Annotated in this window: 21 protein-coding genes, 2 tRNA genes and 1 pseudogene; 12 read left to right on the forward strand and 12 right to left on the reverse strand. The window is 56.0% G+C overall.

The genetic code is table 11. The annotated features are described in order from the left end of the window. The first annotated feature begins 434 nt into the window (after positions 1-434). On the forward strand, positions 435-2,036 hold the full coding sequence (locus FKG94_RS13805; RefSeq protein WP_142904928.1) for an MFS transporter: 1,602 nt from the start codon (positions 435-437) through the stop codon (positions 2,034-2,036). A 261-nt stretch (positions 2,037-2,297) separates the two neighbouring features. Here FKG94_RS13805 and FKG94_RS13810 read toward each other — a convergent pair whose 3' ends face one another. The 10 genes from FKG94_RS13810 to FKG94_RS13855 form a co-directional block, all read right to left on the reverse strand. Continuing rightward, entirely contained in the window at positions 2,298-3,326 is a 1,029-nt protein-coding gene (locus tag FKG94_RS13810) for a LacI family DNA-binding transcriptional regulator (RefSeq protein WP_142904929.1), read from the reverse strand. Between the two features lie 254 nt (positions 3,327-3,580). After that, positions 3,581-4,003, reverse strand: coding sequence for a hypothetical protein (locus FKG94_RS13815; protein ID WP_142905066.1), 423 nt, complete (start codon positions 4,001-4,003; stop codon positions 3,581-3,583). Between the two features lie 32 nt (positions 4,004-4,035). Further along, positions 4,036-4,653, reverse strand: a complete 618-nt coding sequence (locus tag FKG94_RS13820) for a transglycosylase SLT domain-containing protein (RefSeq protein ID WP_142904930.1) — start codon at positions 4,651-4,653, stop codon at positions 4,036-4,038. A 2-nt stretch (positions 4,654-4,655) separates the two neighbouring features. Next, entirely contained in the window at positions 4,656-6,704 is a 2,049-nt protein-coding gene (ligA, locus tag FKG94_RS13825; protein WP_142904931.1) for an NAD-dependent DNA ligase LigA, read from the reverse strand. A gap of 15 nt (positions 6,705-6,719) precedes the next feature. After that, positions 6,720-7,649, reverse strand: a complete 930-nt coding sequence (zipA, locus tag FKG94_RS13830; RefSeq protein WP_246125146.1) for a cell division protein ZipA — start codon at positions 7,647-7,649, stop codon at positions 6,720-6,722. Between the two features lie 97 nt (positions 7,650-7,746). Beyond that, positions 7,747-11,265, reverse strand: coding sequence for a chromosome segregation protein SMC (gene smc / locus FKG94_RS13835; RefSeq protein WP_142904932.1), 3,519 nt, complete (start codon positions 11,263-11,265; stop codon positions 7,747-7,749). 414 nt (positions 11,266-11,679) lie between these two features. After that, positions 11,680-12,981 carry a c-type cytochrome biogenesis protein CcmI gene (ccmI, locus tag FKG94_RS13840; RefSeq protein WP_142904933.1) on the reverse strand — a complete coding sequence of 434 codons (1,302 nt, stop codon included), beginning with the start codon at positions 12,979-12,981 and terminating at the stop codon, positions 11,680-11,682. A 5-nt stretch (positions 12,982-12,986) separates the two neighbouring features. Continuing rightward, positions 12,987-13,484 carry a cytochrome c-type biogenesis protein gene (locus tag FKG94_RS13845; protein WP_142904934.1) on the reverse strand — a complete coding sequence of 166 codons (498 nt, stop codon included), beginning with the start codon at positions 13,482-13,484 and terminating at the stop codon, positions 12,987-12,989. A 291-nt stretch (positions 13,485-13,775) separates the two neighbouring features. After that, positions 13,776-14,951 (reverse strand): galactokinase, encoded by a 1,176-nt coding sequence (galK, locus tag FKG94_RS13850; RefSeq protein WP_142904935.1) that lies wholly within the window; start codon positions 14,949-14,951, stop codon positions 13,776-13,778. A 12-nt stretch (positions 14,952-14,963) separates the two neighbouring features. Beyond that, positions 14,964-16,010, reverse strand: coding sequence for a UDP-glucose--hexose-1-phosphate uridylyltransferase (locus tag FKG94_RS13855; RefSeq protein ID WP_142904936.1), 1,047 nt, complete (start codon positions 16,008-16,010; stop codon positions 14,964-14,966). A 434-nt stretch (positions 16,011-16,444) separates the two neighbouring features. On the opposite strand from FKG94_RS13855, the gene FKG94_RS13860 reads away from it, so the two are divergent. The 9 genes and pseudogenes from FKG94_RS13860 (at position 16,445) to FKG94_RS13895 (ending at position 24,186) form a co-directional block, all read left to right on the forward strand. Further along, positions 16,445-16,520: transfer RNA gene (locus FKG94_RS13860), tRNA-Val, on the forward strand. 12 nt (positions 16,521-16,532) lie between these two features. Further along, positions 16,533-16,609: transfer RNA gene (locus FKG94_RS13865), tRNA-Asp, on the forward strand. 348 nt (positions 16,610-16,957) lie between these two features. Then, positions 16,958-17,083 (forward strand): transposase, encoded by a 126-nt coding sequence (locus FKG94_RS29200; RefSeq protein WP_246125167.1) that lies wholly within the window; start codon positions 16,958-16,960, stop codon positions 17,081-17,083. Further along, a pseudogene (locus tag FKG94_RS13870) lies at positions 17,076-17,993 on the forward strand (IS3 family transposase); the annotation flags it as partial. The gene FKG94_RS29200 and the pseudogene FKG94_RS13870, both read left to right, overlap by 8 nt. 103 nt (positions 17,994-18,096) lie before the next feature. After that, positions 18,097-18,513, forward strand: coding sequence for an ATP-binding protein (locus FKG94_RS13875; protein ID WP_142904937.1), 417 nt, complete (start codon positions 18,097-18,099; stop codon positions 18,511-18,513). Positions 18,514-18,647: 134 nt separating this feature from the next. Further along, entirely contained in the window at positions 18,648-19,871 is a 1,224-nt protein-coding gene (locus FKG94_RS13880; RefSeq protein WP_142904938.1) for a hypothetical protein, read from the forward strand. Between the two features lie 22 nt (positions 19,872-19,893). After that, positions 19,894-20,517, forward strand: coding sequence for a condensin complex protein MksE (locus FKG94_RS13885; protein WP_142904939.1), 624 nt, complete (start codon positions 19,894-19,896; stop codon positions 20,515-20,517). Then, positions 20,514-23,363, forward strand: coding sequence for a hypothetical protein (locus FKG94_RS13890; protein WP_142904940.1), 2,850 nt, complete (start codon positions 20,514-20,516; stop codon positions 23,361-23,363). Before FKG94_RS13885 ends, FKG94_RS13890 begins: the two co-directional genes overlap by 4 nt. After that, the gene (locus FKG94_RS13895; protein ID WP_142904941.1) at positions 23,356-24,186 is read left to right on the forward strand and encodes a hypothetical protein; all 831 of its coding nucleotides are present in this window, start codon (positions 23,356-23,358) and stop codon (positions 24,184-24,186) included. Before FKG94_RS13890 ends, FKG94_RS13895 begins: the two co-directional genes overlap by 8 nt. A 179-nt stretch (positions 24,187-24,365) precedes the next feature. Here FKG94_RS13895 and FKG94_RS13900 read toward each other — a convergent pair whose 3' ends face one another. Continuing rightward, positions 24,366-24,788, reverse strand: a complete 423-nt coding sequence (locus FKG94_RS13900) for a type II toxin-antitoxin system VapC family toxin (RefSeq protein WP_142904942.1) — start codon at positions 24,786-24,788, stop codon at positions 24,366-24,368. Next, positions 24,788-25,045, reverse strand: coding sequence for a type II toxin-antitoxin system Phd/YefM family antitoxin (locus FKG94_RS13905; protein WP_142904943.1), 258 nt, complete (start codon positions 25,043-25,045; stop codon positions 24,788-24,790). Before FKG94_RS13905 ends, FKG94_RS13900 begins: the two co-directional genes overlap by 1 nt. Before the next feature lie 563 nt (positions 25,046-25,608). Here FKG94_RS13905 and FKG94_RS13910 point away from each other — a divergent pair. Together FKG94_RS13910 and FKG94_RS13915 are read left to right on the forward strand one after the other, a co-directional pair. Beyond that, positions 25,609-25,848 carry a FitA-like ribbon-helix-helix domain-containing protein gene (locus FKG94_RS13910; protein ID WP_142904944.1) on the forward strand — a complete coding sequence of 80 codons (240 nt, stop codon included), beginning with the start codon at positions 25,609-25,611 and terminating at the stop codon, positions 25,846-25,848. 2 nt (positions 25,849-25,850) lie between these two features. Then, a complete protein-coding gene (locus FKG94_RS13915) occupies positions 25,851-26,273 on the forward strand; it encodes a type II toxin-antitoxin system VapC family toxin (protein WP_179957647.1) in 423 nt (140 codons plus the stop codon). The last annotated feature ends 161 nt before the right edge of the window (positions 26,274-26,434 follow it).

Consider the following 26,434-nt stretch of genomic DNA (forward strand, 5'->3'; position numbering starts at 1 on the left):
TCATAACTCACCCCGTTTATAACCCCACCCAAGACCCGCGATCCTGACCTTAGTGTCCCGGCGAACCGCTGTGTTATTGATAGCTCAACGCCTGCTATTGATAGCTGCCGATCCCTGCCCAAGTGCCGTCGGGCGCGGGTCCGGCCTATATTCAGTTACGTTAACTGCTGGGGCGCGCCGGGTGCAATAGATTACATACGTATTCATGGGGCCGGCGCCGGCCGCGGCCAAACCGGTATCGCCGGGGCTGCGGTGAATACGTATGCACGCTATTGTTTTCGCCGCAGTCGAGTGCTTATTATGGCCTCTGTCGCGGGGACTCCTCCCTTCACCCTGCGGCAAAACGGGTTCGGCGATTCTCATGTTCATCCATGTCAATCGCCGAATTTTTAGGCCGCCGGCGCCAGCAGCGGCGCTGACGGTACTGACTGACAATGACTACAATAACCAGCAAACCCGAAATAACCAGCAAACCCGAAATAACCAGTAAACCAGAGCTAAGCGTCCTACAAATCTGGAACATGTGTTTCGGCTTTCTCGGTATCCAGATTGGTTTTGCCCTGCAAAACGCCAACGTTAGCCGTATTTTTCAGACCCTCGGCGCCTCCATCGAAGACCTGCCGATTCTCTGGGTCGCAGCACCGGTGACCGGCCTGTTGGTGCAGCCCATTATCGGCTACATGAGCGACCGCACCTGGAACGGTCTGGGGCGGCGCCGGCCCTTCTTTCTGGTCGGCGCGCTGCTGGCATCGTTCTCACTTTTCTTCATGCCCAACTCGCCCGGCCTCTGGATCGCCGCCGGCACCCTGTGGATTATGGACGCCTCCATCAATATCGCCATGGAACCGTTTCGCGCCTTTGTCGGCGATATGCTGCCGGAACGACAGCGCACCACCGGCTTTGCCATGCAGAGCTTTTTTATCAGCGTCGGCGCCGTGCTCGCCTCCGCCGCGCCCTGGATGATGACCAACTGGCTGGACGTGGCCAATACGGCGCCGCCGGGGCAGATACCGGACTCGGTGCACTACTCTTTTTATATCGGCGGCGCGGCGCTGCTGGTGGCCGTACTGTGGACGGTGGTGAGCACTAAAGAGTACTCCCCCGAGCAACTGGAAGCGTTCGGCGGGCCGGAAGAGACCGCGGCAAGGGCGACAAGCACCGGCGCGCGCAGCGGTGACCAATACCGGCGCGCCGGCTTTGTCTGGCTGACGGTGGGGCTGGCATTTTCATGGTTTATCACCGAGCGGGCACTGGACAAGGAACTGTATATTCTCGGCATAGGTATCGCGCTGTTTGGCGTTGTTCAACTGATCGCCAACCAACTGCAAAAACGGCGCCTGACAGACAACGGTTTTTACCATATCGTCGACGACCTGTTCCATATGCCGAAGACCATGAAACAGCTAGCCGTGGTGCAGTTTTTTTCCTGGTTTGCGTTTTTCGCGTTCTGGATTTACACCACGCCGGCGGTGACCGACTACCACTACGGCAGCCGCGACCCGAGCAGCGCCCTGTATAACGAGGGCGCCAACTGGGTGGGGATTCTGATGGCGGCTTACAATGTCTTCGCGGCGCTGGCGGCCTTCTCGATTCCGCTACTGGCCCGCTACACCAACCGCCGCATCGCCCATATGGTGAGCCTTATGCTGGGCGGTCTGGGTCTGTTTTCGTTTTTGGTGATCAAAGACCCCAACTACCTGATCCTGTCGATGGTGGGCGTGGGTATCGCCTGGGCCTCGGTGGTGTCGGTGCCCTACTCCATTTTGGCGAGCGCCCTGCCGGCCAAAAAAATGGGCGTATATATGGGGATTTTCAATTTCTTTATCGTCATCCCACAAATTCTGGCTGCCAGTGTGCTCGGGTTTTTGCTTAAAGTGCTGTTTGACGGCGAGCCCATCTACGCCCTGGTGCTCGGCGGCACCAGTATGCTGCTCGGCGCCGCGGCGGTGTTGATGGTCGATGAGAAAACCATTCGCTACGACAGCCCGGCGACGGCGGTCGAAAAGCCTGCACGGCAAAATCTCGGCACCGGTTAACTCATTTACCGCGACGCTTTTATCAGGGCACTTTGCCACTGCGCCGGAGCATTAAGACGGTTGGTGCCAATTTATTGCTGCCTACTCCGGTCCGATTGCCCTTGATGAAGAATACCGTGGGTAGGTCTGCCAGCGAATTGGCACAACCTCGCTTCGGTGCCACCACCCAATGCAGGCGCCTGCAACAAGTATCATTCTTCACGAACACCGCGCACGGTCGATACGCATTGACCGGCCGATACCACCTGCAATCACCAGGTCCTAACCAGCGCCGCAGGACCCGCGCACGATCAATCTGGCCTCGAGCAACTGCGACGCCACCGCTTCACCATCCACCAGTTTAAGCAGGTTCTTCACCAACAATTCGCCGGCCACTTTGGTGTCCTGCTGCACCGTGGTCAGCGGCGGATGGGTGTAGGACGCCGTGGGGATATCGTCAAAACCCACTACGGCAACATCCCCCGGCACCTCGGCACCGGCTTCCTGCAATGCCTTGATAGCGCCGATGGCAATCAGGTCGCTGGCACCGAACACCGCGTCAAACGCCAGCCCCGAGGCGCGCAACCGGCACAGGGCCTGGTAACCGGCTGCCTCTGAGGTCTCGGCATCGACCTGCAAACGCGCGTCCACGGCGATACCGGCGTCTTCAAGGGCATGCCGGTAGCCCTGGTAACGTTCGCGAAATTCCGGTGCATGTTCGTCGGCGCCGCCCAGAAACGCAATGCGCCGGCGGCCGAGACCGAGCAGATGTTTTACTGCCCGGTAAGCGCCGTCCTGGTTGTCGCAGCCGACGAAGATACCGGGCTGCTCCGGCATCACCGGCCCCCAGGTCACGAAGTGGGCTCCCTCCTGCTCCAGCTTGGCAATGCGCTGGGAATAGGTGATGTAATCGCCGTAACCCAAAAAGATAATACCGTCGGCGCGGTGGGAGTCTTCGTAATCGGCCTGCCAGTCGGCGCTGGACTGCTGGAAAGAAATCAGCAGATCGTAGCCGCAGTTGGCGGTGGCGCGGGTAATGCTGCCCAACATGGAGAGAAAAAACGGGTTGATCAGTGAGTCGCCGGTGCCCGGGTCCTCGCAAAACAACAGGGCGATGGTTTTAGAGTCCTTGGAGCGCAGATTGCGGGCGTTGATATCGACTTTGTAATTGAGTTCCCGGGCAATGGACTGCACCTTGTCGCGGGTCTCTTTGCTCACCAGGGGACTGTCGCGCAGGGCACGGGACACCGTGGATTGGGAGACCCCCGCCAGGTAGGCAATATCAAACGATGTCGGCTTGTCCCCTTTCATGGTTCGCTGGTGCAGTTCACGGCTTGCGGGTGCGGGTCACAGCTCGCTGGCGCCGCCCGAACTACCGGTGTCTCCTCGTCGCTCCGCAGTGCGCGTCGCCCGCGGGTCGGGCCGCGAGACTGGCGCTGATATGGCTATTATTTTGATCTGCAACCGCCAGCCCGGCAAACAGAGCGACGGCGCTACCGGAGATATTACTGCCAAACTGCACAGGATACAAAGACCGCCGCTGACTGGCCCGACTCTGGCGCCGGTCAGGAAAAGGGGCTGTCGTGACTCCACTCGCAACGCACCCGCATGGCACCGGAACCGGGCACATGGGCGTCGCTCTCGCTTTCCCAGGTAAAGGTGTGGGTACCGGACAACTCGGTCTCCAGATGCACCGTCGCCGAGACCCAGTAGAGTTTGCTGAGCAGGTCTTCAAACTTGGCGATCCACTGCTCCCACTCGTATTCCACGGCCTTGTAGGATGCTCCAAAATGCATCACTTCCGTCTGGTAGCTGCCGAGGCTGGCCTCGGGCCGGGGGATGGCAAACATCTCCTGGCACAGAAACGGCCAGTCGTCGGCCTTTGGCAACTGCAACATCACTTCGCGGTTGCTGCGCCGCCGCGTCGCGTCGTTCAGGCACGGCGCCGCATCTTTTATACAGCCGTAGACAATCGATTCCTGATCCATTGTTTCCCCCATGAGAAATCGCTCCCCCCCGTTTAAAAAAACCACCAGCCCGAACTGTCGAGCCGCTCCTGGCAGGTGGCCAGTTGACGGCGGTAACTGTGGGACCTGGCCGAGACCTTTTTGGCCACCTGCTTCAACCAGCCTTTGTTTTTGAAGGTGCGCCGCTGAAAGCCGCCGTGCCCCTCGTGATAGGCGAGATACAGATGGTAAGTATCGTCGGCGGCGATCTTGTTGCGCTTGCGGCTTTGGGCGTTATACCAACCGATAAAATCGATGGCATCCTCGAAATCATCGCGGTCCGCACCCCAATTGCCGGTGGACTTCTTGTACCAGTCCCACGTGGTGTCTTTGGCCTGGGGAAATCCATAGGCGCTGCTTTTGCGCGGGCCGGGAAATATCCACAAAATCCGGGTGCGCGGCGGCTTGGCCTTGGGTCGAAAACGCGACTCCTGGTGCATGATGGCCATCATCACGGGGATGGACGAACCCCACTCTTTCTGGGCCGCCTTGGCGTCTTTGTACCAGCCTTTTTTTTCGTCGAAGATATCGCAGACATTGTTCACTTTTTTCGGCGGCGAGGTCACGCAGCCGGACAGCCACAGGCAGGCTAACAACAGGGCGAATCGATACGTAGTTGCAAACCGATACATAGTCACAGCGCCCCGTGCCGCTTCAACAGGTCGATCATCGCCGCTTCATCCATTACATCCACGCCCAACTCCTGAGCTTTGGTCAGTTTCGAACCGGCGCCGGGGCCGGCTACCACATGGTGGGTCTTGGCCGAGACACTGCCCGCCACCTTGGCGCCCAGGTCCTGGAGTTTGGCCTTGGCGTCGCTGCGGGACATTATCGCTAAAGTCCCGGTCAAGACAAAGGTCAATCCCGCCAGCGGCGCCGGCGGTCGCTCGGCCACCTCGATATCGGGCCAATGAACACCGGCCTCGCGCAGCGCCGCCACCGCCTCCACATTGTGCGGCTGTTGGAAGAATTCGGCAACAAAATGCGCCACCACCGGTCCCACATCGTTCACCGCCAGCAGTTCCTCTTCACTGGCCGCGGCGATCTTCTCGAGGGTACCGAAGTAGTTGGCGAGATTGCGCGCCGTGGTTTCGCCCACTTCGCGAATCCCGAGGGCAAACAGAAAGCGCGGCAGCGCCGTGGATTTTGATTGCTCCAGCGCCGCCAGCAGATTGTCGGCGGACTTGGCACCCATGCGCTCGAGCGCGGCCAACTGCTCGTGGGTCAGGTGGTACAGGTCGGCTACCGAATTGATCAGCTTCTCATCGACCAGTTGTTCCACCAGCTTATCGCCCAGGCCCTCAATATCCATCGCCTTGCGTGAGGCGAAGTGTTTGATCGCCTGTTTGCGCTGGGCTTCGCAGATCAGGCCGCCGGTGCAGCGCGCCACCGCCTCGTCCTCCAGCGTCTCCACCGGCGAGTCGCACACCGGGCAGCGATCCGGAAACACGATTGTCGCGGCATTTTTAGGCCGCTTTTTCTCCACCACGCCAACCACCTGGGGAATCACATCGCCGGCGCGGCGCACAATCACGGTGTCACCGATACGCAGGCCGAGCCGCTCGATCTCGTCGCGGTTGTGCAGGGTGGCATTGGCGACATTGGCGCCGCCGACAAACACCGGCTCGAGCCGGGCCACCGGTGTTACCGCGCCGGTGCGCCCCACCTGGAATTCCACATCCAACAGGCGGGTCACCTCTTCCTGGGCCGGAAATTTATAGGCAATCGCCCAGCGCGGCGCCTTGGAAACGAAGCCGAGCAGGTCCTGCTGGCGGCGACTGTTGACCTTAAACACGATACCGTCGATATCGTAAGGTAGCGTATCCCGCCGGACGGCCAGCCGCTGGTAGTAGTCGATGCAGGCGTCGATACCCTCGACTTCCGCCATTTCGCTGTTGATCAGAAAACCCCAGCGACGCAATGCCTGTAACACCTCGGTGTGTTTTTCCGGCAGCTCGCCGCCGCTAAACCAACCGACGCTGTAGGCGCACATTTCCAGGGGGCGCTCGGCGGTGAGGCGGGAGTCCAGTTGCCGCAGGCTGCCGGCGGCGGCGTTGCGCGGATTGACGAACAGCTTTTCACCCTTGTCCCGGGCCGCCTGATTGAGCGCGGCAAAGCCCGCCTTGGGCATGTAAATTTCACCGCGCACTTCCAGCTGCGCCGGATAGCCCGTCCCCAGCAACCGCAAGGGTATGGTGTCGATGGTGCGCACATTCTGGGTGATATCCTCGCCGGTGGTGCCGTCGCCACGGGTGGCACCGCGCACCAGCACGCCGTCCTCGTAGCGCAAGCTGACGGCGATGCCGTCGAGCTTGGGTTCGCAGCCATAGGCCACCAACGCCCCCTCCTGCAGATCGCCGGCGGCGATCAGGCGCTCCAGCACCCGGCGATTGAAATCCGTCAGCTCCTCCGGGCCGAAGGCATTGTCGAGCGACAACATCGGCACTTCGTGGCGCACCTGCGCAAACGCCTCCAGCGGCGCGGCGCCGACCCGCTGGGTGGGTGAATCCGGGGTGATCAGCGCGGGATTTTGCTGCTCCAGTGCCTGCAGTTCCCGCAGCAGGCGGTCGTATTCAGCGTCCGGCACCTCGGGATCGTCGAGGACGTAGTAACGGTAGTTGTGGTAGTTGAGCTGTTCTTTCAGGGAGGCGAGTTGTTTGCACGTTTGCTGGGACATCGACATAGATTCTATTTCGTCCTATCCCTTCGATAACTGCCTGCGCTCAAAATCCTGCACCCGCTGGCGGCCGTGCTCCATGGTCTGCTGGGTCATCACGCTGCGGTTTTCGTCTTTCAATTCGCCGCCGAGATCGTCGCACAGGGCCTGCGCGGTAGCGACCATGCGATTGTAGGCCGCCAGGCTGTCGGCACCCAGGGGCAGCGTGAGAAACAGACTGACACCCGGCGTCTCGAATTGCTGCATGGTGTTCAGGTCGAAGGTGCCCGGCACCACGATATTGGCCATGCTGAAGAGGATTTCCCCCTCGCCCTGCTCGTCTTCATGGCAGTGAAAAATATTCATGGCGCCAAAGCGCAAACCACAGGACAGCACCGCATCCAACAATGTCGGCCCCTTGAAACGCTCGCCGCCGGGCGCCATGACGTTGATCACTAGCACCTCTTCGGCCTCTACGGCCGGCGCTTCGGGCTGCGCCGCCGGCGGCTCTTCAACGGCCGGCGGCGGCTCGGCGACCGGCGCGGTGTCGAGTTCGTCGAGCGCGGTTTCACCCAGGCTCGGCTCGATGCGTTCGGCCTCGCTGGCGGCTTCGCCGGCATCCACCGATTCCATCAGCATGGGGACGGATTCATCGAGATTGAGGGTGACCTGTTCGGGAATGCGGTAGTGTTTGCGGCCGGCGGTGGTTTTGGATGCTTCGAACGCGGCGCGCACATTTTCGTTAAGCGCCTCGGCGGCTTTCTCATCGCGGGTGATAACGCGGGCACCGCCACTCGGCAACTCGCTGCCGTAGCTCTCCAGGTCTTCCCTTTCGGCGCCGGTCTGCATGCTCAGGGACATACGGATATTGCTTTTGCGCGCCTGCCGCATACGCCGGTAACCGTCCAGCAATACGCCGACGATCAACAGCACGATAATGATGGTCAACCATTCCCGCATCCCCATTTCCATTGGCTACCACGCCCCCCTCTCGCAAATCGATTTGTCGCCCCGGCGATAACCCCTACCTGCCCGTTACGTTTGGCGAACTTTATATCACACTGACTGGCTACACGGCAGCCAGTTCCGCCGCTTCGTCAACATCTACAGTCACCAGGCGCGAGACCCCCGGTTCATGCATGGTGACACCCAGTAACTGATGGGCCATCTCCATGGCAATTTTGTTGTGGGTAATATAGATGAACTGCACATGTTCGGCCATTTCCTGCACCATGCGGGCGTAGCGGCCGACATTGGCGTCGTCCAGCGGCGCGTCCACCTCGTCGAGCATACAGAAAGGCGCCGGGTTGAGGCGGAAGATGGAAAATACCAGGGCGATGGCCGTCAGCGCCTTTTCGCCGCCGGACAGCAGGTGGATAGTGCTGTTGCGCTTGCCCGGCGGGCGCGCCATGATGGCGATGCCGGTATCGAGCAGGTCCTCACCGGTCAGTTCCAGGTAGGCGTGGCCGCCGCCGAACACCTTCGGGAACAGCTCCTGCAGGCCGCTGTTGACCTGGTCGAACGTTTCCTTGAAACGGGTGCGGGTCTCGCGGTCGATCCGCTTGATGGCGTTTTCCAGGGTTTCCAGGGCCTCCATCAGGTCGTCGTTTTGCGTGTCCAGGTAGTGCTTGCGCTCGGCCTCGGATTTGTACTCGTCGATGGCCGCCAGGTTGATGGGACCGAGGCGGGTAATGCGGTTGCCGATGCGCTCCAGCTCTTGCTCCATGGGGCCCTCCTCGGCGTCCTCCGGCAACTGCTCGAGCAGGGTCGGCAGGTGGAAGTTCTCCTCCACTATCTGCGCCTCGAGGGTCTGGCGCTGTACGTCCAGGGTCTTGGCCTCGATACGGGCCTGTTCCAGTTGCCCGCGCACCGCCTGTACGTCCTGCTCGGCACGGTTGCGCTCCTGTTCCGCGGCGCGCAGTTTATGCTCGACCTCCTCCATCGCGCGCCGGGCGTCGGCCAACTCGCTCTCCACCTCCAGGCGCTTGGCCAGGTTGGCCTCCAGTTCGAGCTGGTGCTCCTCGATGGGATCGCGGTTTTCACCGAGACTGGCCTGCAGTTGCTCGCGTCGCTCCTGCAGCCGTTGGGTCTGCTCGCGCAGGCGGCCGAGGCCCTGGCGAATGGCGTCCAGTTGGGTTTTCACCGACTGGTGACGCATGGCCAGTTCGTGTTCTTTGTCTTTGTCGTGGCGGGCGCGCTGGCGCGCCTGATCCAGTTTGGCACGAATATCATCGCGCTGGTTTAACAGGGCTTCGCGGCGATCGGTGTCGCGCTCCATCGCCTCGATCGCCTCCTGCAGAATCATGCGCGCCTCGGAGAGATTTTCCCCCTCGTGCTCCATCTGCTCGCGGGCTTCCTGAATCTCGCTCTCGACCCGCTGGCGGCGTACGGCGATCTGCTCTACGCGCACCTGCTTGGCACTCAGCTGCGAGCGCAGCTCGCCGTAGCGGCGGCTGTGCTCGTCGGCTTCGCGGCGCAGGGTTTCCCGTTGTTGCTCGAGGGTTTTCACCTCCTCGACGGCCGTCTCCAGTGCCTGGCTGAGGCGCTCCACCTCGGCCTCCTGGCTGGCGATACCGGCGTCGAGCTCCTCCAGTTCCTGCTTGCGGGCAATCACCCCGGAGGTGGCGTCGGTCTCGCGCGACACCCGCAGCCAGTTGGGGCCCAGCCACAGGCCGTCTTTGGTGATCACCGATTCGTGGGCGCCGAGCTGTGGCCGCAGCGCCAGCGCGCCGGCCAGGTCGTCGGCGGTATAGATGCCGCTCAGCACACCGTCCAGTTGGCACTCGGCAGCCACTTTGGTGCTCAGCAGGCGCTCGCCCGGCAGGCCGCCGGCCGCTGGCGCCGGTACCCGGGCCGCCGTGTCCAGCAGCACCAGTTCGCCCTGCTGCAAATTGCCGATTACCCCGGCGACACTGTCCAGGGTCTCGATACAGACCGCCTGCAAGGTGTTGCCGAGAGCGGTTTCCACCGCCAGGTCCCAACCGTCGCTGACCTTCAGGTCGGCGGCGAGCCGGGCGCGATCGGCCAGCCCCTGTTGTTCCAGCCAGGCGCCGACAGCCTCGCTGCGCTCCCCCAAGGCCGCCTGCTGCAGTGCCTCCAGCGAGGCGTGGCGGCCGCGCATGGCCTGCAGCTCGGTGCGCGCCCGGTCCAGGTCGCCGGAGCGGGCGTGGTTATCGTCGCGCAACTGGCTGATGTCATCGTTGAGCTGCTCGATACGCCCGCGTTTGGCGTCGGCCTCCAGGTCCAGCTCCGCCAACTGCTCGGTGAGCAGCCCGATTTCCTCCTCGGCGGGGCCGGCGCTGAGATTGGATTTCTCCTCGGTCAGCTTTTCGATGCGCGCCAGCAGGCGGGTCTGCACCTGCTCCAGATGTTGGATACGGGACTGCTGTACCTCGGCGCGCTGGCGCGGTTCGGCGGCGGTCTGGTTGAAACTGTCCCACTCGCCCTGCCAGTGCTGCATCGCCTCTTCGGCGCCGAGCAGGGCTTCGCCGGAATCCTGCTCCGCCGCCTTGATCAGCTCCAGCTCCGGCTCGATCTCCAGCAGCTCCGCCTCCCAGCCCTCGGCCTTACGGCTGTCACTGAGCAGGTGCTCCTCGGTCTCGCGGCAGTCGCGGTCGGTCTGCTCCAGGTCGGTCTGCAACTGGCGGGTGCGCTCGCGGGCGTGCTGGATGGTCTGCTCGATGCGGGCGATATCGCTGCCAACGGCATAGAAACGCCCCTGCACCTCGTTAAACTTGTCGCTCAGTTCGGTGTAGTTCAGGCGGTATTTTTCAATCTCGGTGTCTTTGCCGAGTTGGTCGGTGACGAAAGATTCGACTTTCACCTCAAGATCGCGAATGCGCGCCTGCTGGGCGCCGGCCTGGGTGTCCAGGTTTTTGTAGCGCAGGGCCTGTAACTGGGCCTTGAGCAGGCGTTCCTCTTTTTTGAATTCGGTATACTTTTCCGCCGCCTGGGCCTGGCGTTCCAGACGCGACAACTGCCGCTCCAGCTCTTCGCGGATATCGGTGAGGCGCTCGAGGTTTTCCTGGGTGCGACGCATGCGGTTTTCGGTGTCACGGCGGCGCTCCTTGTATTTGGAAATACCCGCCGCCTCCTCGATATAAACCCGCAGTTCCTCCGGCTTGGCCTCGATCAGCCGCGAGATCATACCCTGCTCGATAATGGCGTAGCTGCGCGGCCCCAATCCGGTGCCGAGGAAAATATCGGTGATATCCCGGCGGCGGCACTTGTTGCCGTTGAGGTAATAGGTGTTTTGACTGTCGCGGGTCACTTTGCGCCTGACGGAGATTTCGCTGTAGCTGGCATATTCCCCCACCAGGGTGCCGGCGCTGTTGTCGAATACCAGTTCGATCGACGCCTGCCCCACCGGCTTGCGCCCACCGGAGCCGTTGAAAATCACATCGGTCATGGACTCGCCGCGCAGATTTTTGGCGGAAGACTCCCCCATCACCCAGCGCACGGCATCGATGATATTGGATTTGCCGCAACCGTTGGGGCCGACGACGGCGCCCAGATTGCTTGGAAAGGATACGGTGGTTGGGTCTACAAAAGACTTAAAGCCGGCCAGCTTTATACACTTCAAGCGCATGAAATCGTTTCACTCAAAAACTTTGCGTTCTTCTTCACTGTTGTTTTAACTACTTTTTTCCGATAGATGTTGTGCGACTAGTTTAGATGTTTTGCCTGTGGGCGTTTTGCGACCGTTCACTGTTTTTCTGTTACTGGTCGGCTTTTCTGTTGCTGCTTAGCCATTCAATGACTTCTTATTAACTCATTGTTTTTAATACACTTACAGCCGGCATTCAAACAGTGACCGGCGGTTCCCACGCCCACCGGCAACACCGTTACCGGCTGCGGCCCAACCATGTGTCCAACTCGTGTGTTCAACTCATGTGTCCAAGCGGCCTCCGACAACAGGTAACGACCGCGATGGACGGCCGTAAGGCGGGGATTCTACACGCATTGTGCGGGAATGACGACTGCGGGGTGACGGGTGACTGGGTCAGGGGATTTGGGTGTCAATCACCAGCTCGACCGCCCCGCTCAGCTCGGCGGCGCTGACCGGCCCGCGGGTGGCCTGCCAGTCGCCCGGCTGCGGTGCAGGCTGGCCCGACTGGGACAATCTGGCCACCAGTTCCAGTTGCGGAAAGCTGGCCAGGGTCATACCCGGCGCCATGGCCATGGACTCGTCCAGCACCACTTCGCGGGGTAGGTCCGCCACCGGAAAACGGGCGATAGCCAGGGGCATTTTCGGCCCCTGCCAGGCGCGGGCATAGACAAACACTACCTGCTCGGCACGGGTGGTGATCTGCTTGCCGAGGGACACATTGAGCTTAACCTGCAGCCCCGGCTCACCTGCGGACCCGGCCGCCGCCGGCGCGACTTCGGCGCCGGGCTCCGCAGCGCCCGCGACCAGCAATTGGCGGGCGCGCCCAATGCCGCCGGTCAGGGCCATGGCACTGGGCGCATCAGGCGCCAGGCGCGCCAGCGCCCGCTGCCAGAAGTCGATAGCCGTCTGGTATTCGGCCCGGTGAAAGGCGGCAATGCCGGCCAGACCCAGGGCCATATCGTTGTTCGGGTCCAGATTCAACGTCTGCGCCACCAGGCGTTCCACCTCCGGGGTAATGCGATTATCGGCGGCCAGGAACAACGTCTGCGCCAGTTCCGCCATCACCCGGCTGGCGCTGGGATCGCGCTCGATAATGGCCCGGTAAGCGGTGGTGGCGGCGTCGTAATCCTGCAGCTCCAGCGCGGTACGGGCGAGCAGGAACCAGTTTTGCAGATTGTCCGGCTGTGCGGCCAGGCGCTGCTGCAGCCGCGTCACCAGGGCCTGGACTCGCTCGCGGTCGGGCTCCTTGCCGGTATGTTGGTCCATCAGGCTCTGGCGCCGGTTCTCCAGCGCCATCTGCTCGATGGCCCAGTCTTCGCTGGCACCCAATTGGAAGTAGAGCCACACAGTCGCCAGCGGCACCGCCAGGGCGGTTACGACCAGCCCGGTGTTGGCCCGTGCCCACCGGCCCCGGGCGGGGGCCGCCCCAGTGTCGGTTTGCGGTGCGCTGTCTTCGAGCAGCGCGCGGTCCGCCTCCAGCTTTAACTGCTGGAACTGGTCGGCGTCGATATCGCCGCGCTCGTGCGCCTGGGCCAGCTCATCCACATGCTGCCGGTAGAGTTCGACATTGGAGCGGCCGCGCGCCGGCCCGCCCTCTCCGCTGACCGGCCCCACCATCTGCCTTAACACCGGCCAGAGAACAAAGACCATCGCACCCAGCGCCAATACCACAAAACCCGCCCACAACAACGCCATAGGTGCTAACCCTTCTCCTGTGTCTTAGAGTCTTGAGTCGAAGAGCCCGGGGCTCCCTCCTCGCTGGTGAGCAACTGCTCCAGTTGCCGGCGCTCCTGCTCGGTCAGCGTCTCCAGCGTCGTCAAGGTATCACCGGCGTCGGTGCGCACCCGGCGGCGGCGCAGAATCAACGCAAAAACCAGCATACCCAGACCCACCAGCACCAGCGGCAGGCCCCAGAGCACAGCGGTATTTCGCTGCAGCGGCGGCCGGTACAATACATAGTCGCCGTAGCGGCTGACCATAAAATCGACAATTTGCGGATCGCTTTTGCCCTCCTGCAAAAGGCGGTATAACTCCCGGCGCAGGTCTTTGGCGATAGGGGCATCGGAACCGGCGAGGTTTTGATTCTGGCACTTGGGGCAGCGCAGCTCCTCGACGAAATAGCGGTAGCGCTGGCGTTCGGTTTCACTGCTGAAATCGTAGACATCGACCGCCGCCAGGGCCGGCAGCGAGACCAGCATGATCAGGAAACAACTACCGTGGAGAAGGGTTCGAGAGATCAATACATTGCCCGCCTGGATTGAGGAAGCCGAAGTATATCAGTCACCTATCACTGCGCCTACCGATCCACGGGCAATAAGTGTGGCGCTGTGAACTACATTTGCACCGCACTGGAAACAGGTTGAAACTACGCCGCGACAACCTTGTGGCTACTTGCAGCTAGTTGTGACTCAATATGGCGACTTACTGTTGCAACTGACTACTGTCACTTACCCTCACAACGACATCGCAATGACAGCCTGCCCGACGCCTCAGGCAAAGGCGCCGCGACTGGCCCGGCAGACAACAATGCTCGGCTCGAGGCCGCTGACCTGCGGGTAATGCTGCTGCACCTGTTCCACCACCAACGCCTGCAAAGCGGCCGGCACCAGTGCCACCACACAACCGCCGAAGCCACCGCCGGTCATGCGCACCCCGCCACGGGTGCCCACCACAGCTTTGATAATGTCGACCAGTGCATCGATGGCGGGCACGGTAATCTCGAAATCGTCGCGCATCGAGGCGTGGGACGCTTCCATTAACCGGCCCATGGCCTCGAGGTCGCCGCCGGACAGGGCTTCGGCGGCATCCAGGGTGCGCTGGTTTTCGGTAATCACGTGGTGGGCGCGGCGATAGGCAACGGGATCGAGCTGGTTCTGCGCCCGGGCCAACTGGTTGAGGGAGACATCGCGCAATGCCGCCACCTGAAAGTGCGATGCGACCTGCTCACACTGGGCGCGGCGGACGTTATAGGCGCTGTCGACCAGCCCGCGTTTGACATTGGAATTGACCACCAGCAGCGACATATCCGCCGGCAGCGGCACGGCGCGGGTTTGCAGCGAGCGGCAGTCCAGCAGCAATGCACAGCCCGCCTCGCCGAGACAGGAAATCAACTGGTCCATAATGCCGCAGTTACAGCCGACAAAGTCGTTCTCCGCCGCCTGCCCAACCCGGGCCGCCTGCACACCGTCGATGGCGGCGCCGGCGAGGCGGGTCAGGGCGCTGACACTCACAGTTTCGAGCGCCGCTGAACTGCTGAGGCCCGCCCCCTGGGGCACATTGCCGGCGATAACCAGGTCGGCGCCGCAGAGGGGGTAATCGCGGTTTAGCAGCTCCCGCACCACCCCGCGCAGGTAATTGCTCCAGGGGGCCGCGGCATCGGTCTCGATCGTGGCATCCAGGCGGAAGCTCACCCGGGACGGCTCACCGCCGGCACCCGACTGGTTGAGGGCGATAGCATTAATGCGCCGGTCCTCGCGGGGTGCGGCAGCCATCCAGATACGGTAGTCGATGGCCGCCGGCAACACGAAACCGTCATTGTAATCCGTGTGTTCGCCGATCAGGTTAACGCGACCGGGGGCGGAGAAAACCGACTGCGGCGGGCGCTCAAAGTGCTGTTCAAATGCATTGCCGACCGCCGGCCCCAGATTGCCTGTATCCACCTTCATTGAGAATCTCCGTTAACCGCGGGCGGCCTGGTAGTGCTCGGCCGGCAATGCCCGCAAGCGGGCGGCCGCCTGCTCGGCGGTCAAATCCCGCTGGCTTTCTGCCAGCATTTCGTAGCCCACCATAAACTTGCGCACCGTCGCCGAGCGCAGCAGTGGCGGATAGAAGTGTGCGTGCAGTTGCCAATCCGGCCGCGCCCGGCCCTCTTCCGGCGCGCCGTGCCAGCCCATCGAATAGGGAAAGGAGGTGTTGAACAGATTGTCGTAGCGGGTGGTGATTTGGCGGATGATATCTGCCAGGCTGTCGCGCTGTGCGTCGCCGAGGTCCGGCAGGCGGGCCACGGCGAATCTGGGCAGCAGCAGGGTTTCAAACGGCCAACAAGCCCAGTAAGGCACCACCACCAGCCAGTCGTCATTGGCCACTACCAGGCGCTCGCCACTGTCCCACTCGCGGCGGGCGTACGCCAGCAACAGGGCTTCGCCGGTGTCGCTGTGATAGGTCGACTGGTGCCGGTCCTCCCGTTCCGCCAGGGTCGGCAGGTGGCGCTGGGCCCAGACCTGGCCGTGGGGATGGGGATTGGAGCAGCCCATCATGGCGCCCTTGTTTTCGAAGACCTGCACCCATTGATAAGCGCGGCCCAGGTCTGCCACCTGCTCGGCCCAGCAGTCGACTACCTGGCGCACTTCGGCGCGACTCAGTTCCGGCAGGGTTTTACTGTGGTCGGGAGAAAAGCAGATAACCCGGCTGGTGCCCTGCTCCGCTTGCAGGCAAAACAACGGGTCATCGGTTTGCACCGGGGGCGTATCGGTTTTGATAGCGGCGAAATCGTTGGTAAAAACGTAGGTGCCTGAGTAATCGGGATTGACATCACCGGTGACCCGTTTGTTGCCGGGGCACAGGTAGCATTCCGGGTCATGGGCGGGCCTGGCCTCCAGGTCCGGTACTTCAGACTGGCCCTGCCAGGGGCGCTTGCTGCGATGGGGGGACACCAAAACCCAGTCTCCGGTGAGCGGATTGTAGCGACGATGCGGGTGTTCGGTGGGCTCAAATGTATCGGACATGCGTTCTCGGTCTGTGCTGTCTGTTACGGGTCTGGGGTGTCCGTTCTCGATCTGTGTTGCCGGTTGCGGGTCTGGGGTATTTTTTCTCGGTCTGTACTGTCTTGCCGCCCGGCGCCATCGCCCTTCTTCATTTACTCAGGTGTTGCCCAGTTTTTTGGCCGGATATAGCATGCCGGCAGCGTCCACAAACAATACTATCCTCGATAAGCCAGGACCGTCGATTATTATAATATAAATAAGACTATTTGCGAGTTGTAATCTGTAGTTGATCTGCAGCGCTCACAATATCGAGGCTGGGTGTCTACCCCGTCCTCTCTTCCCACCTTGAGCGCGGGGTTTAAATCGGGCTGGTTTGTGGGGCTAATTTTTTGAATTTTATAGAAAATTGATTGACCCTGGCGGTTTTATCATTAGAATACCCGGCTCCTGACTTGGGGTGGTTAGCTCAGCTGGGAGAGCGGCGCCCTTACAAGGCGTAGGTCACAGGTTCGATCCCTGTACCACCCACCAGGTCAGCTACGCGGACCGGTAGTTCAGCTGGTTAGAATGCCGGCCTGTCACGCCGGAGGTCGCGGGTTCGAGTCCCGTCCGGTCCGCCATTTATTCTTGTTTAAAATCAATGGGTTAGGTGATTTTTCGTATTTCCTGCCACGTTTTTGCCGCACTTTCATTTTTCTCCCTGTTCTTCGATCTTTGCCAGCTCCAGCTTGTCGTTTTCTGAGTTGATATATTTGCCGTAGATATTCAGTGTCATTTCCAATCCGTGACCAAGTTGGTTGGCGATAAATGCTGGATTGACGCCGGCGGTTAAGGCCAGACTGGCGTAGGCCCCCTGTGTCAGGATTGTTGTCGCCTCCAGTGAAATGGTGAAAAACTAGACAGGGGGCGGTATTGGGAATGATATGCCACGCTATTTTGCTGAGCGTAGAGCCGCGGTGCTGAAGAAGATGCTGCTACCCCACAACCTATCCATACCGGAGGTGGCGAGAGAGGAAGGCATTTGTGAAGGAACCTTGTACAATTGGCGCAACAAAGCCAGAGAACAAGGGAATCCTGTACCGGGAAGTGGGTGAAGACTTGCGGCCATTGGCGACACGACCGGAGTCGAGCGACAAACTGACAAAGCAGGAGCGCGAGCGGATCATCGAGGTGTGTAATGAACCCGAGTTTGCCAGTTTGCCGCCGAGTCAGATTGTACCGCGCCTGGCCGATCGCGGTGAATATATCGCCTTGGAATCGAGCTTTTATCGCGTGTTGAAAGCGGCCGATCAGCTTCATTGTCGTGGGCGAGCCAAGGCACGCCAAAAGCCCAAGGCGCCGACGACACACGTGGCACAAGCGCTGAATGAAGTCTGGTCGTGGGATGTGACCTATCTGCCGTCACGAGTGCGAGGACAGTTCTACTTCCTGTATCTGGTGGAGGACATCTACAGCCGTAAGGGTGTGGGCTGGGAGGTTCATGAGCAGGAATCGGGCGAAGATGCCGCGACGCTCATACAGCGAGCGGTGATGCGGGAACAGTGCTTCCGCCAACCGCTGGTGTTGCACGCGGACAACGGCGCGCCGATGAAATCGCAGACCTTGCAGGTGAAGTTGAATGAACTGGGCATCACGCCATCGCACAGCCGACCGCGCGTGAGTAACGACAATCCGTTTTCAGAGTCGCTATTCCGGACATTGAAGTACTGTCCCAGTTGGCCTTCACAAGGCTTTGAGTCGCTGGAGAGCGCGAGGCAATGGGCTGAGGAGTTTATGCACTGGTATAACCATCAGCATCGCCACAGTGGCATCAGGTTTGTCACACCTGCCCAGAGGCATGCAGGAAAGGATGGGGAAATACTGTCGAACCGCAAGCGGATTTACGAGCAGGCAAAACGGCAAAATCCGCAACGATGGTCTGGTGACACCAGGAATTGGGAGCCGGTTGGGGAGATCGCTTTAAACCCGCAGCGGACTGATTCTAAGGAAGAGTTAGCTGCGTAAACGAAAAAAGACGACAACAATCTTGAAAAACGCCGAATATAAGGAATTTCCATTACTTCTCTTGTGCGAGGAGGCTCATGCATATATCCCAAGAGATTCTTCTATGGAATTTTCTGGCGCTAGAAAATCTATGGAGAGAATTGCCAAAGAAGGGAGGAAGTATGGTGTCGGGTTAGGGGTTGTCAGTCAAAGACCACATGAGCTCTCTGAAACCGTTTTGGCACAATGTGGTTCTTTTATATGTCTTAGGATTACAAATCCCACAGACCAAAACTATGTTAAGAATCTTGTTCCAGAAGGGGAGAGAGATTTAGTTGATATTTTGTCCGGGTTGGGGCGAGGCGAATGTATGGCTCTTGGCGAGGCCGTACCATTACCAACTAGAGTGCAGTTCTATAAAGCTGATCCTGTTCCTAATAGTGATGATATTGATTTTTATCAAAAATGGATTGAAGGCCCTGATGACCTCAATGTTGCAGATACTGTTGATAAATGGCGAAAGCAAGAACGCTCCGATTAGGTTCGATAAAATTCAATGTGTGGGTTTTCCTTCCTATCTCGGGAATGTGGCAGCAAGACCGTTTAAAGTGCCTAAGCTAATTCTACGATGACACTTATCGCGATAGCACGTCATCGATAAGGATTGTTCGTATTATGAAATACATTCACCAGATCATAACAACACTGAATCGGTATATCGTTCTGATAGAGACCATTCGTGAAGAGCAGGTGCACAGAGTATTTACTGGGGATGAATTTAATCGCATAGCCACCCGTGTACTGAAGAACAATGCGACGGGCGATATATTTAAAGCCAAAGCTGATCTCCTGCAAGCCAAGGTGATTCGTGAAGCACCCCGTGTAGAAGGTTCGTTTCAGCTCGATAGGCGAGTGAGTCGTTTCCTCAATGAGATGGCTGAGCAAGAGTCGATTGGCTTATCAGGTAATATCCGAATCGAGGTGGAACAGCTTTCCAGTTTGATCGCCCAGTTGTCCGATGCAATTGCTCGAAACGACAAGCTGAATTCGGATCAATACCTTGAGCAGATGGATTTGCGTTTATCCAATCTTCAGAATCAGTCGTCTGTGAACGAAAAGGCGATTCTCAGGGCAGTTGAAAAGTCGAAAAGTTATCCGCCCAGTTTTACGGTAAAACAACGTTATAAAGAGGCCAATGACCTGTGGGAGCAGTACATCATTCCGATGCTGGAAATGATCGAGCCTCAAGGCATTTTTAGCCGCACGCTGACAGAGCTGGAAAATAAATTGCGCAGTTATCGGCGTGATGGCCAGCTTATGCTAGTCACTCAGCGGGAGACTATGGAACAGGTAATTTTCCGAATACTAGACTTAAGAGCAGAAATGTCATCAAGCATTCACCGCTCGCAAATAAAACTAGCACCCTTGCGAGAAGCGTACCGAAAAGCAACACGGCTATCGCGAAGTATTTCGGATGCCTTAACCTACCTGGCCAACACGCGCTTTAAATACGCCGATAATTTTCCGATACCGGATGTTTCGAAGCGTTACTCACCCGCATTAACCGATGGCGATACGGAAATTGATGCTTATATAGCAGGTTTGGCGCAATACTCTCCTGAGAAAACGTATTTGCCGGATGTTCAAGAAGGTGAGCGCGGAGCACCCACCTTATACCCTGATGTGCTCAATCAGCTTAAGGGGCGTGTGCCTATCAACGATACTTTCCAATGGCTATTGGATAATTATCCCGATATTTCGACAGCTTATATGCTGCAAATCTTTCTCAGATTAACCAGTATGGAGCCACAGTTGGCCTCTGCGATGAAGGAAAGAAAACGTTATGAAACATTGACCCATAGAATCGATATGCCGCGCCGCGAGCTGTCAGGGAAATAGTAATCAAGAATAAGAGGCTGTGATGGACGATAACGAATACTCACTAGAACGCGAAGCGGATGATTTCGGCGGTAGCTTATTCCCTTCGAGTATGGATTCGATGCTACCCAATGCCAAAGACATCTACCAAAAGTTGAGAAACGGAGTGCATATCACGAGCTTAGGCGAGGGTGGCGCATTGCTGTATCGAGAGTTGCAGAAAAGGGAAGCGTCTTATCAGCAATTGTTTACCCTGCTCGGCTATGAATTAGTGCATGATTCATCCGGCTTCTTTTATTTCAATAACACAGAGGAGCGCAGCGCTGCCTTGCTGAGTGCCACCAAGAAAGCGGCGTTGGTGATCTATACTTTATTTTCTTATTTGGAAGATCAAAATATTGACCCCGCCTATACACTCAGAGAGCAGCCTATTGCCTGGGCCTCTTTTACGGCTGCACAAACCTACCACCAAGATCTTTATCGTGATGCAGAGATACCTGATACGAGTGCCTTAAGAAAAAGTATCAATTGGTTGAAGGATAAAGGCTTCTGTATTGAGGATGGGGACAATATTCGGTTCTTATCCCCAGTTGAGCGTTTTTTACGCTCAGTGGAAAGTTGGTCGGCTTCGGGAGAACAGTCTGGTGGCATGGAGGTTGAGGGGTGAGTAATAGTCAAAGCATCAGTATCAAGTTTGGATTAACCCGACTGATATTGATTAACTCAGGCACCTATTTAGAAGGCCATATCCCACTGGATGCCGCCGTTTCGTTCTGTGGCCCCAACAACTTTGGTAAGTCGACAGGGATTAATGCGCTACAGTTTTTGCTTGTTCCTGATTTAAAAGGCGCGCAGTTCGAAGAATACACGATTGAGGAAAGCCGTAAATTCTACTTCCCATCGACCAGCAGTTTTATTCTGGTTGAAATCAATACGCCAACGGGCACCTGTGTGTTGGGCGCTGCCGGATTGGGGCCTGCTCAACTGTACAAGTTTGAGCATTTTACTTATCAAGCACCGTTAGACATTGCGCATTATCTCAACGAGGACAAGTCTATAGCCAATTACGCTGACTTCAAGCGAAATATGCTGGTTAAGAATGGTGTTACCATTAGTTCATTAAAATCATCTGATGTCGCAAGAGCCCTGTGCGGCGCTGACAATGAAAAACAGCTAAATTTGGGGCTAGTTCCGGTAGGCAGTCTTGAGCGGTTTAAGGTATTCCAGCGGCTGTGGCTGTCAGTGATTACTCAAAAACAAATAAAAGCGTCTGATATAAAACATGGCCTTTTGCAGGTTTTTAGCCTGGCTCTAAGTGTCCACAATGAAAAGCAATTTGAGGAGCTAAGGGCACAAGCCTTTTCTGACTATGATAAACAGCTGATACAACTGAATGCCCTGAGGGATTCAGGAGATGATATACGGTTGTTATCTGAAAAAATTGCAGAGGGTGATGCCGCGGTGTGGGAGCTCCATTATCTCTACCTCTATATTGAGGCAAATACCGCAACAGTACGCATTGACTTAGAAGACCGAGCGTCTAAATTAAACGAAAAAATTAAAAATGTGCATGAGCACCAAGGACATCTTCAGAAGCAGGTGAATGGGTATAGGAAAAAGGTTGAACAGCATGTCTCTGAAATCAGCAGATTGAATGTATGGTTAGATCAACATAAGAGAGAAGTAGAAGAAAAGGAATCGACGCTATGGACATCCACTGGCCATATTCTTTCAGAACTAGAGTCCGCTGAAGGTCACCGGGATTCACTGGCCGCGATGGTGAAAACCAGTGGCAACTATACCTTGGCCTCTGTACGAGAGAACCTTGAATCAGTTAGACGAAAGCTTGACGGCATTCAAGCGCTTATTGATGGTGATCCTGTGCTTTATACCTTTATCAGCAAGCATTGGCAGGATGAGGCAAAAGCGGATATTGGCAAGCTATTTGGCAATGAGATTTTTACCTTAAAAGTCGGATCGCTTGGTGGCAATGAGCCGATAAGAATGGAAGATAGCGCAGATCTATTCGACGTGCTGGACCCCGTCGTTGAGCTCATCGATAACGGTTTGCTCAAATACAATAACTTCGAGCTTGATTTGAACGCGTTGCCCGCAGGAAAAGACCTGAGCGCGTTTGATCAACAGCAGTTGGAAGGCAAGAAGATTGAACTACTTAAGGAAGTTAAACACTACGAGGATTTGATCAGTACTCTGGAAGATTTGGAAGAGGTCAAAGGAGAACACCAGAAGGCTAAACAACGCTGCAAAGAAATCACTGAAGATTTGAATTTATGGCGAAAGGTGGAAGGCGATGAGAATAAAGCAAAGGACGATACGGAGAAATTGTCGCTACTTGAAGAGGAAAAAAGAGAGCTCGGCATCCTGATTGATGGCCTGACAACAGAGATTAATCAGATCAGTACGGATCACGCTGAGGATATTGCACAGGCGCAAGAGCTTAATCGACAGCTATCCGAGCTGACTGACCTTGAGCGGCAAATCCACATACCTCTGGCGGACTGGCCGGAGGGTGTGCCAATTTCCAATTATTCCCCCGACGATAACCTCCTTTCAAATATGAGGCGTTACATTCAGCTCTTTAGTAGCTACAGAAACCTGGTTAGAGATTGTGAAAGCCTTTATATGCAGATTCAAAATCGTGGCTACCGGTCGGAAAGAAGCTTTGAAAGTAACATTGAGGGCTATAACCATCTATTGCAGGTTTGGGATGCGATAGAGGAAATGGAGACCAATGTACGGAACCAGAGGCTTGCAGGCTATTACACCATCGGCGCTCACTATCAAGGCTATCTTCAAGATTACGATAGGCTGGATGATGAGATCAATAAGTTGAACCGTGTGTTGCGTGGCAAGAAAATATCCAATCTCAAAGAGTTCAAGATTTTAATTAAACCCAATGAAAAGATCGTTAATTCGCTAAAAGCCATTGTTGAGGCCAGCGGCGCTTTAGAAAGTGGAGCGACGGGTAATCTGAATTTTGAAGGGGTGAGTGTGGATGAGGATAGTATCGAGGCTGCTATTAAATTAATACATCGGGCCGTCAGTAACAGTGATGAAGGCGATATCCGACTAGAAGATTTGTTTGAAGTGGGTTTTCATACGGTCAATAAAGACGGCAATACCCATGTTCACGAGACCCTCGATAAAGTGGGCTCTACCGGGACTCGACTGCCGCTAAAAATACTGACTATGATGTTTTTAATGACGCACATGGTCAGCTCAAGTAAGGGAAGAAATGACATCAGCTTACCTTATACGATTGATGAAGCTGCCGACTTGGACCCGGAAAATGGCCGGGCCTTGATTGAAAGCAGTCGCTCTCTGGGATTTGTTCCTCTGCTCACCTCCGTAAATCCGGTCGATTTGGCCAGCTATGCCATTGATTTGTCGCAGGCAGAATCAGGCAATGGTAAAGCGGCTTCGCTCGTTGTAAAACCTGAGCACTGGTGGGCGATGGAGCGAAAAGAACAGGCGACTGGCGGTCATGGCTAAATTTCGTTTCAGTGCTGCGACGATAAGGTCTCTCAACAAACTTCTTGATGAAGGGTTTGTATTGAAGAGTAGCTTGTCCAAGTCTGCGAAAGCGGAAATTGACGTACTGTTGGACAACAGCATCCTTCGCGTTGAAGGCAAGCGCATTGTGGTCAATCGGGAACCGGAACTATTGGAGTTGATGGCAGCTACGCCAGATTCTCCGGAAGAACTTGATCATGCCAGTGCTGCGAAGTTATTTGGCGACGCCCATAAAGGGGGGAGGCAGAAACAGTTTGCCATATTGGTACGATCCAGAGGGGATTGCGTGTGGAGGCGTTTGGATTCTGACGTCAGTGTGTCGGTGTCTGACATTTGCGATAAAACAGGCATAGCTTCAATAGTGATAGAGCCGAGTGATGATTGGTACAGTGATGAGACAATTGCCTTTGTAGAGAATGACTTCTGCCTATGGAATTGTCAGCGGTTTCCATTGCCCGAGGAAGTTACCTCAGTCATTGCTTATCACGGTATGGCAGATTCACGGTTGATTGATTGGCTTGGATTCCGAAAGCGAGCGCCGAAAGTTTTTTGGTGTCCTGATTATGATTATGTGGGATTGAATAATTATTTGAGAGCCAGCACGAAAGCTGATGTTCAGTTGTGGGTGCCTCCGACATTCGACTTATTGTTGGAATCGACGGCTGTTAATCCAGAGCGGCTTCGAAAACAAAAACATCTAGTGGAGAGCCTTCGTCAATCTAATGATCCTGATGTGCAAAAGGTGTTGTCTTCATTGATGGCTGCGGGTGGCGGAATTGATCATGAGGCATTCATCGAATGAAATGTATAAAGTTGGGAGATGCATCACTGTCCTTGGTAGGCGGAAGGCGAATGAAGTGACCCGGGAAGTGCCTATGAAACCTAGGTCAGTCCATAATTCCGTTTAAAGAATCTAATAGTTTTGACTAGGTTGATAACCTTTTGAAAAAAATAATGTCCGAAATTGGCCGAAAGCGAACGTCAGCCTACTACCCACGGATTCAACAACTCCACTTTAGTCGCCACAAAATCATCAACATTCCGAGTAACAACCGTTATGCCATGAACCAATGCCGTTGCGGCAATCAATGCATCTCGATCTGAACGAGGGTCAGGCACATGGAGCCTGGCGCAGCATTGTGCAACAGCCGTGTCCACAGGCAGTATGCGCTCTGAAAAAGCGGGCAATACATGGGTATTAAGCCAGGAGCGTAATACGGCGCCCTGCGTAGGGTCTCGGCGTTCAATCAACAGAACACCGGTTTCAAGCTCCATAATGCTTATAACAGACAAGAAGAGGCTTGATGTTGCAACCTTATCTGCCCAGGCCAAGACATTTTTATCGATTTTGCCTGATTTGGCTTTCCTCAGTTCGGAAACAACATTGGTATCGAGCAAGTACATTATGAAAGGTCTGCTGGTCGATAGAGTTCTTTCCCTAGTTTGGGGGCTTCAAACTCAATCTCGGCGGCATCCGGCATGGCCAGTAAATCAACGATACTTGTCTCCTTATCAGAGATTTTTTGATATTCCTCGATGCTGAGTAATACATGTGCTGGTTGGCCACGGTCAGTGATAAATACAGGCCCATTCAATGCTTCTCGCTTGGCCTTGCTTACATCCTGGTTGAATTCTCGACTGGTGAGGGTGGTAATAGTCATGGTAAACCTCCTATCAGACTCCGATTGTAGGCACGTTACTACAAAAGTAGGCGAGCAGCAAATTTTTGTAGGTACGTACCTACATTAATATCATAATGAGAGTAAATGCACCTATTTGAGTTGACTAGAGCTTAGGAGTCTTGCCACACTTTTTGCCGCATTTAGTGTGAATCGATGTGATGTGTAGGAGATGATAAACAGAAAAAATCCTTTAAAATCAATACTATATCTACACCATGCTTCACCACAAAACACCCAAATCTGGATTCGAGTCCCGTCCGGTTCGCCATTATTCTTATTTAAAATCAATAGGTTAGGTGTTTTTACCTAATTCCTGTCCAGTTTTTGTCCAGTTTTTTTAAAGCGTCTATTTTGACGAGTTCTAAATTGTCGTCTTCGGACTTGGTGTATTTCGCATAGGTGCTGAAAAACCTTTCTACGATGTGGCCCAATTGTTGGTAGAGAAAGCCAACGAGCTAATTTCGGTGTCCTTTAAATAGCGAGATATCATAGATATTTTAGATATCCATGATATCATCCGTTATCAATGTAGAGAGGTGCTTATGACTGATATTCTAATCCGTGATATTGATGAGGCCCTGGATAAGGCATTAAAGGTAAGAGCGATAGAGCATGGCCGCACTCGTGAGGCCGAGATCAAGGACATTTTGAGGGCTGTGATTTCCGCAGGCCCCAAGAAACGCTCACTGGTTGACGCCATAATGGATATTCCAAAACTGGAAGCCGATGTGGATCATTTGTTTGAACGGTCCGGCAGCTCCGCCCGCCCTATGGATAAGTGATCGTGTATTTATTGGATACCAATGTGATATCACAGCTTGCTAAACGCCAGCCCGACACTGGCGTTGTGACTTTTATGAAAAAGGCTAAAAAGGAAAAGTCTACACTGTATTTGTCCGCTTTGACCATTGGTGAAATTAACAAGGGCATTGCCAAACTCGCTCGCTACAATGACCATCAACAAGCCGACAAACTAAGGCAATGGCAAGAGCGGTTAATAACAGATTTTGTTGATTCTTTATTGTCGGTAGATGTTGATACATCGATCATCTGGGGAGAGGTATTGGCGGCAACCGATGATACCAATGCTATTGATAAACTGATTGCGGCAACGGCGTTACAGTATGATTTAACCTTGGTGACACGCAATATTGATCATGTGAAGGGTACGGGTGCCAAATGTGTCAATCCGTTTATCTCGGTATAATATGTATTAGCTGGGATGTGACCTTGCAGAGATTGTCTGATTAGACCGCGACTCTTACACCTAAAAGCGGGAGGCTTACAAATTAGTTAGCTGGTTTTAGCTAATTCCTGTCCAGTTTTTTCCTAACCGCTAATTTTAGGCGGCTTCGGTGAGCCCGTTTT

The organism is Exilibacterium tricleocarpae (assembly GCF_007004655.1).
GTDB classification, from domain to species: Bacteria; Pseudomonadota; Gammaproteobacteria; order Pseudomonadales; family Cellvibrionaceae; genus Exilibacterium; species Exilibacterium tricleocarpae.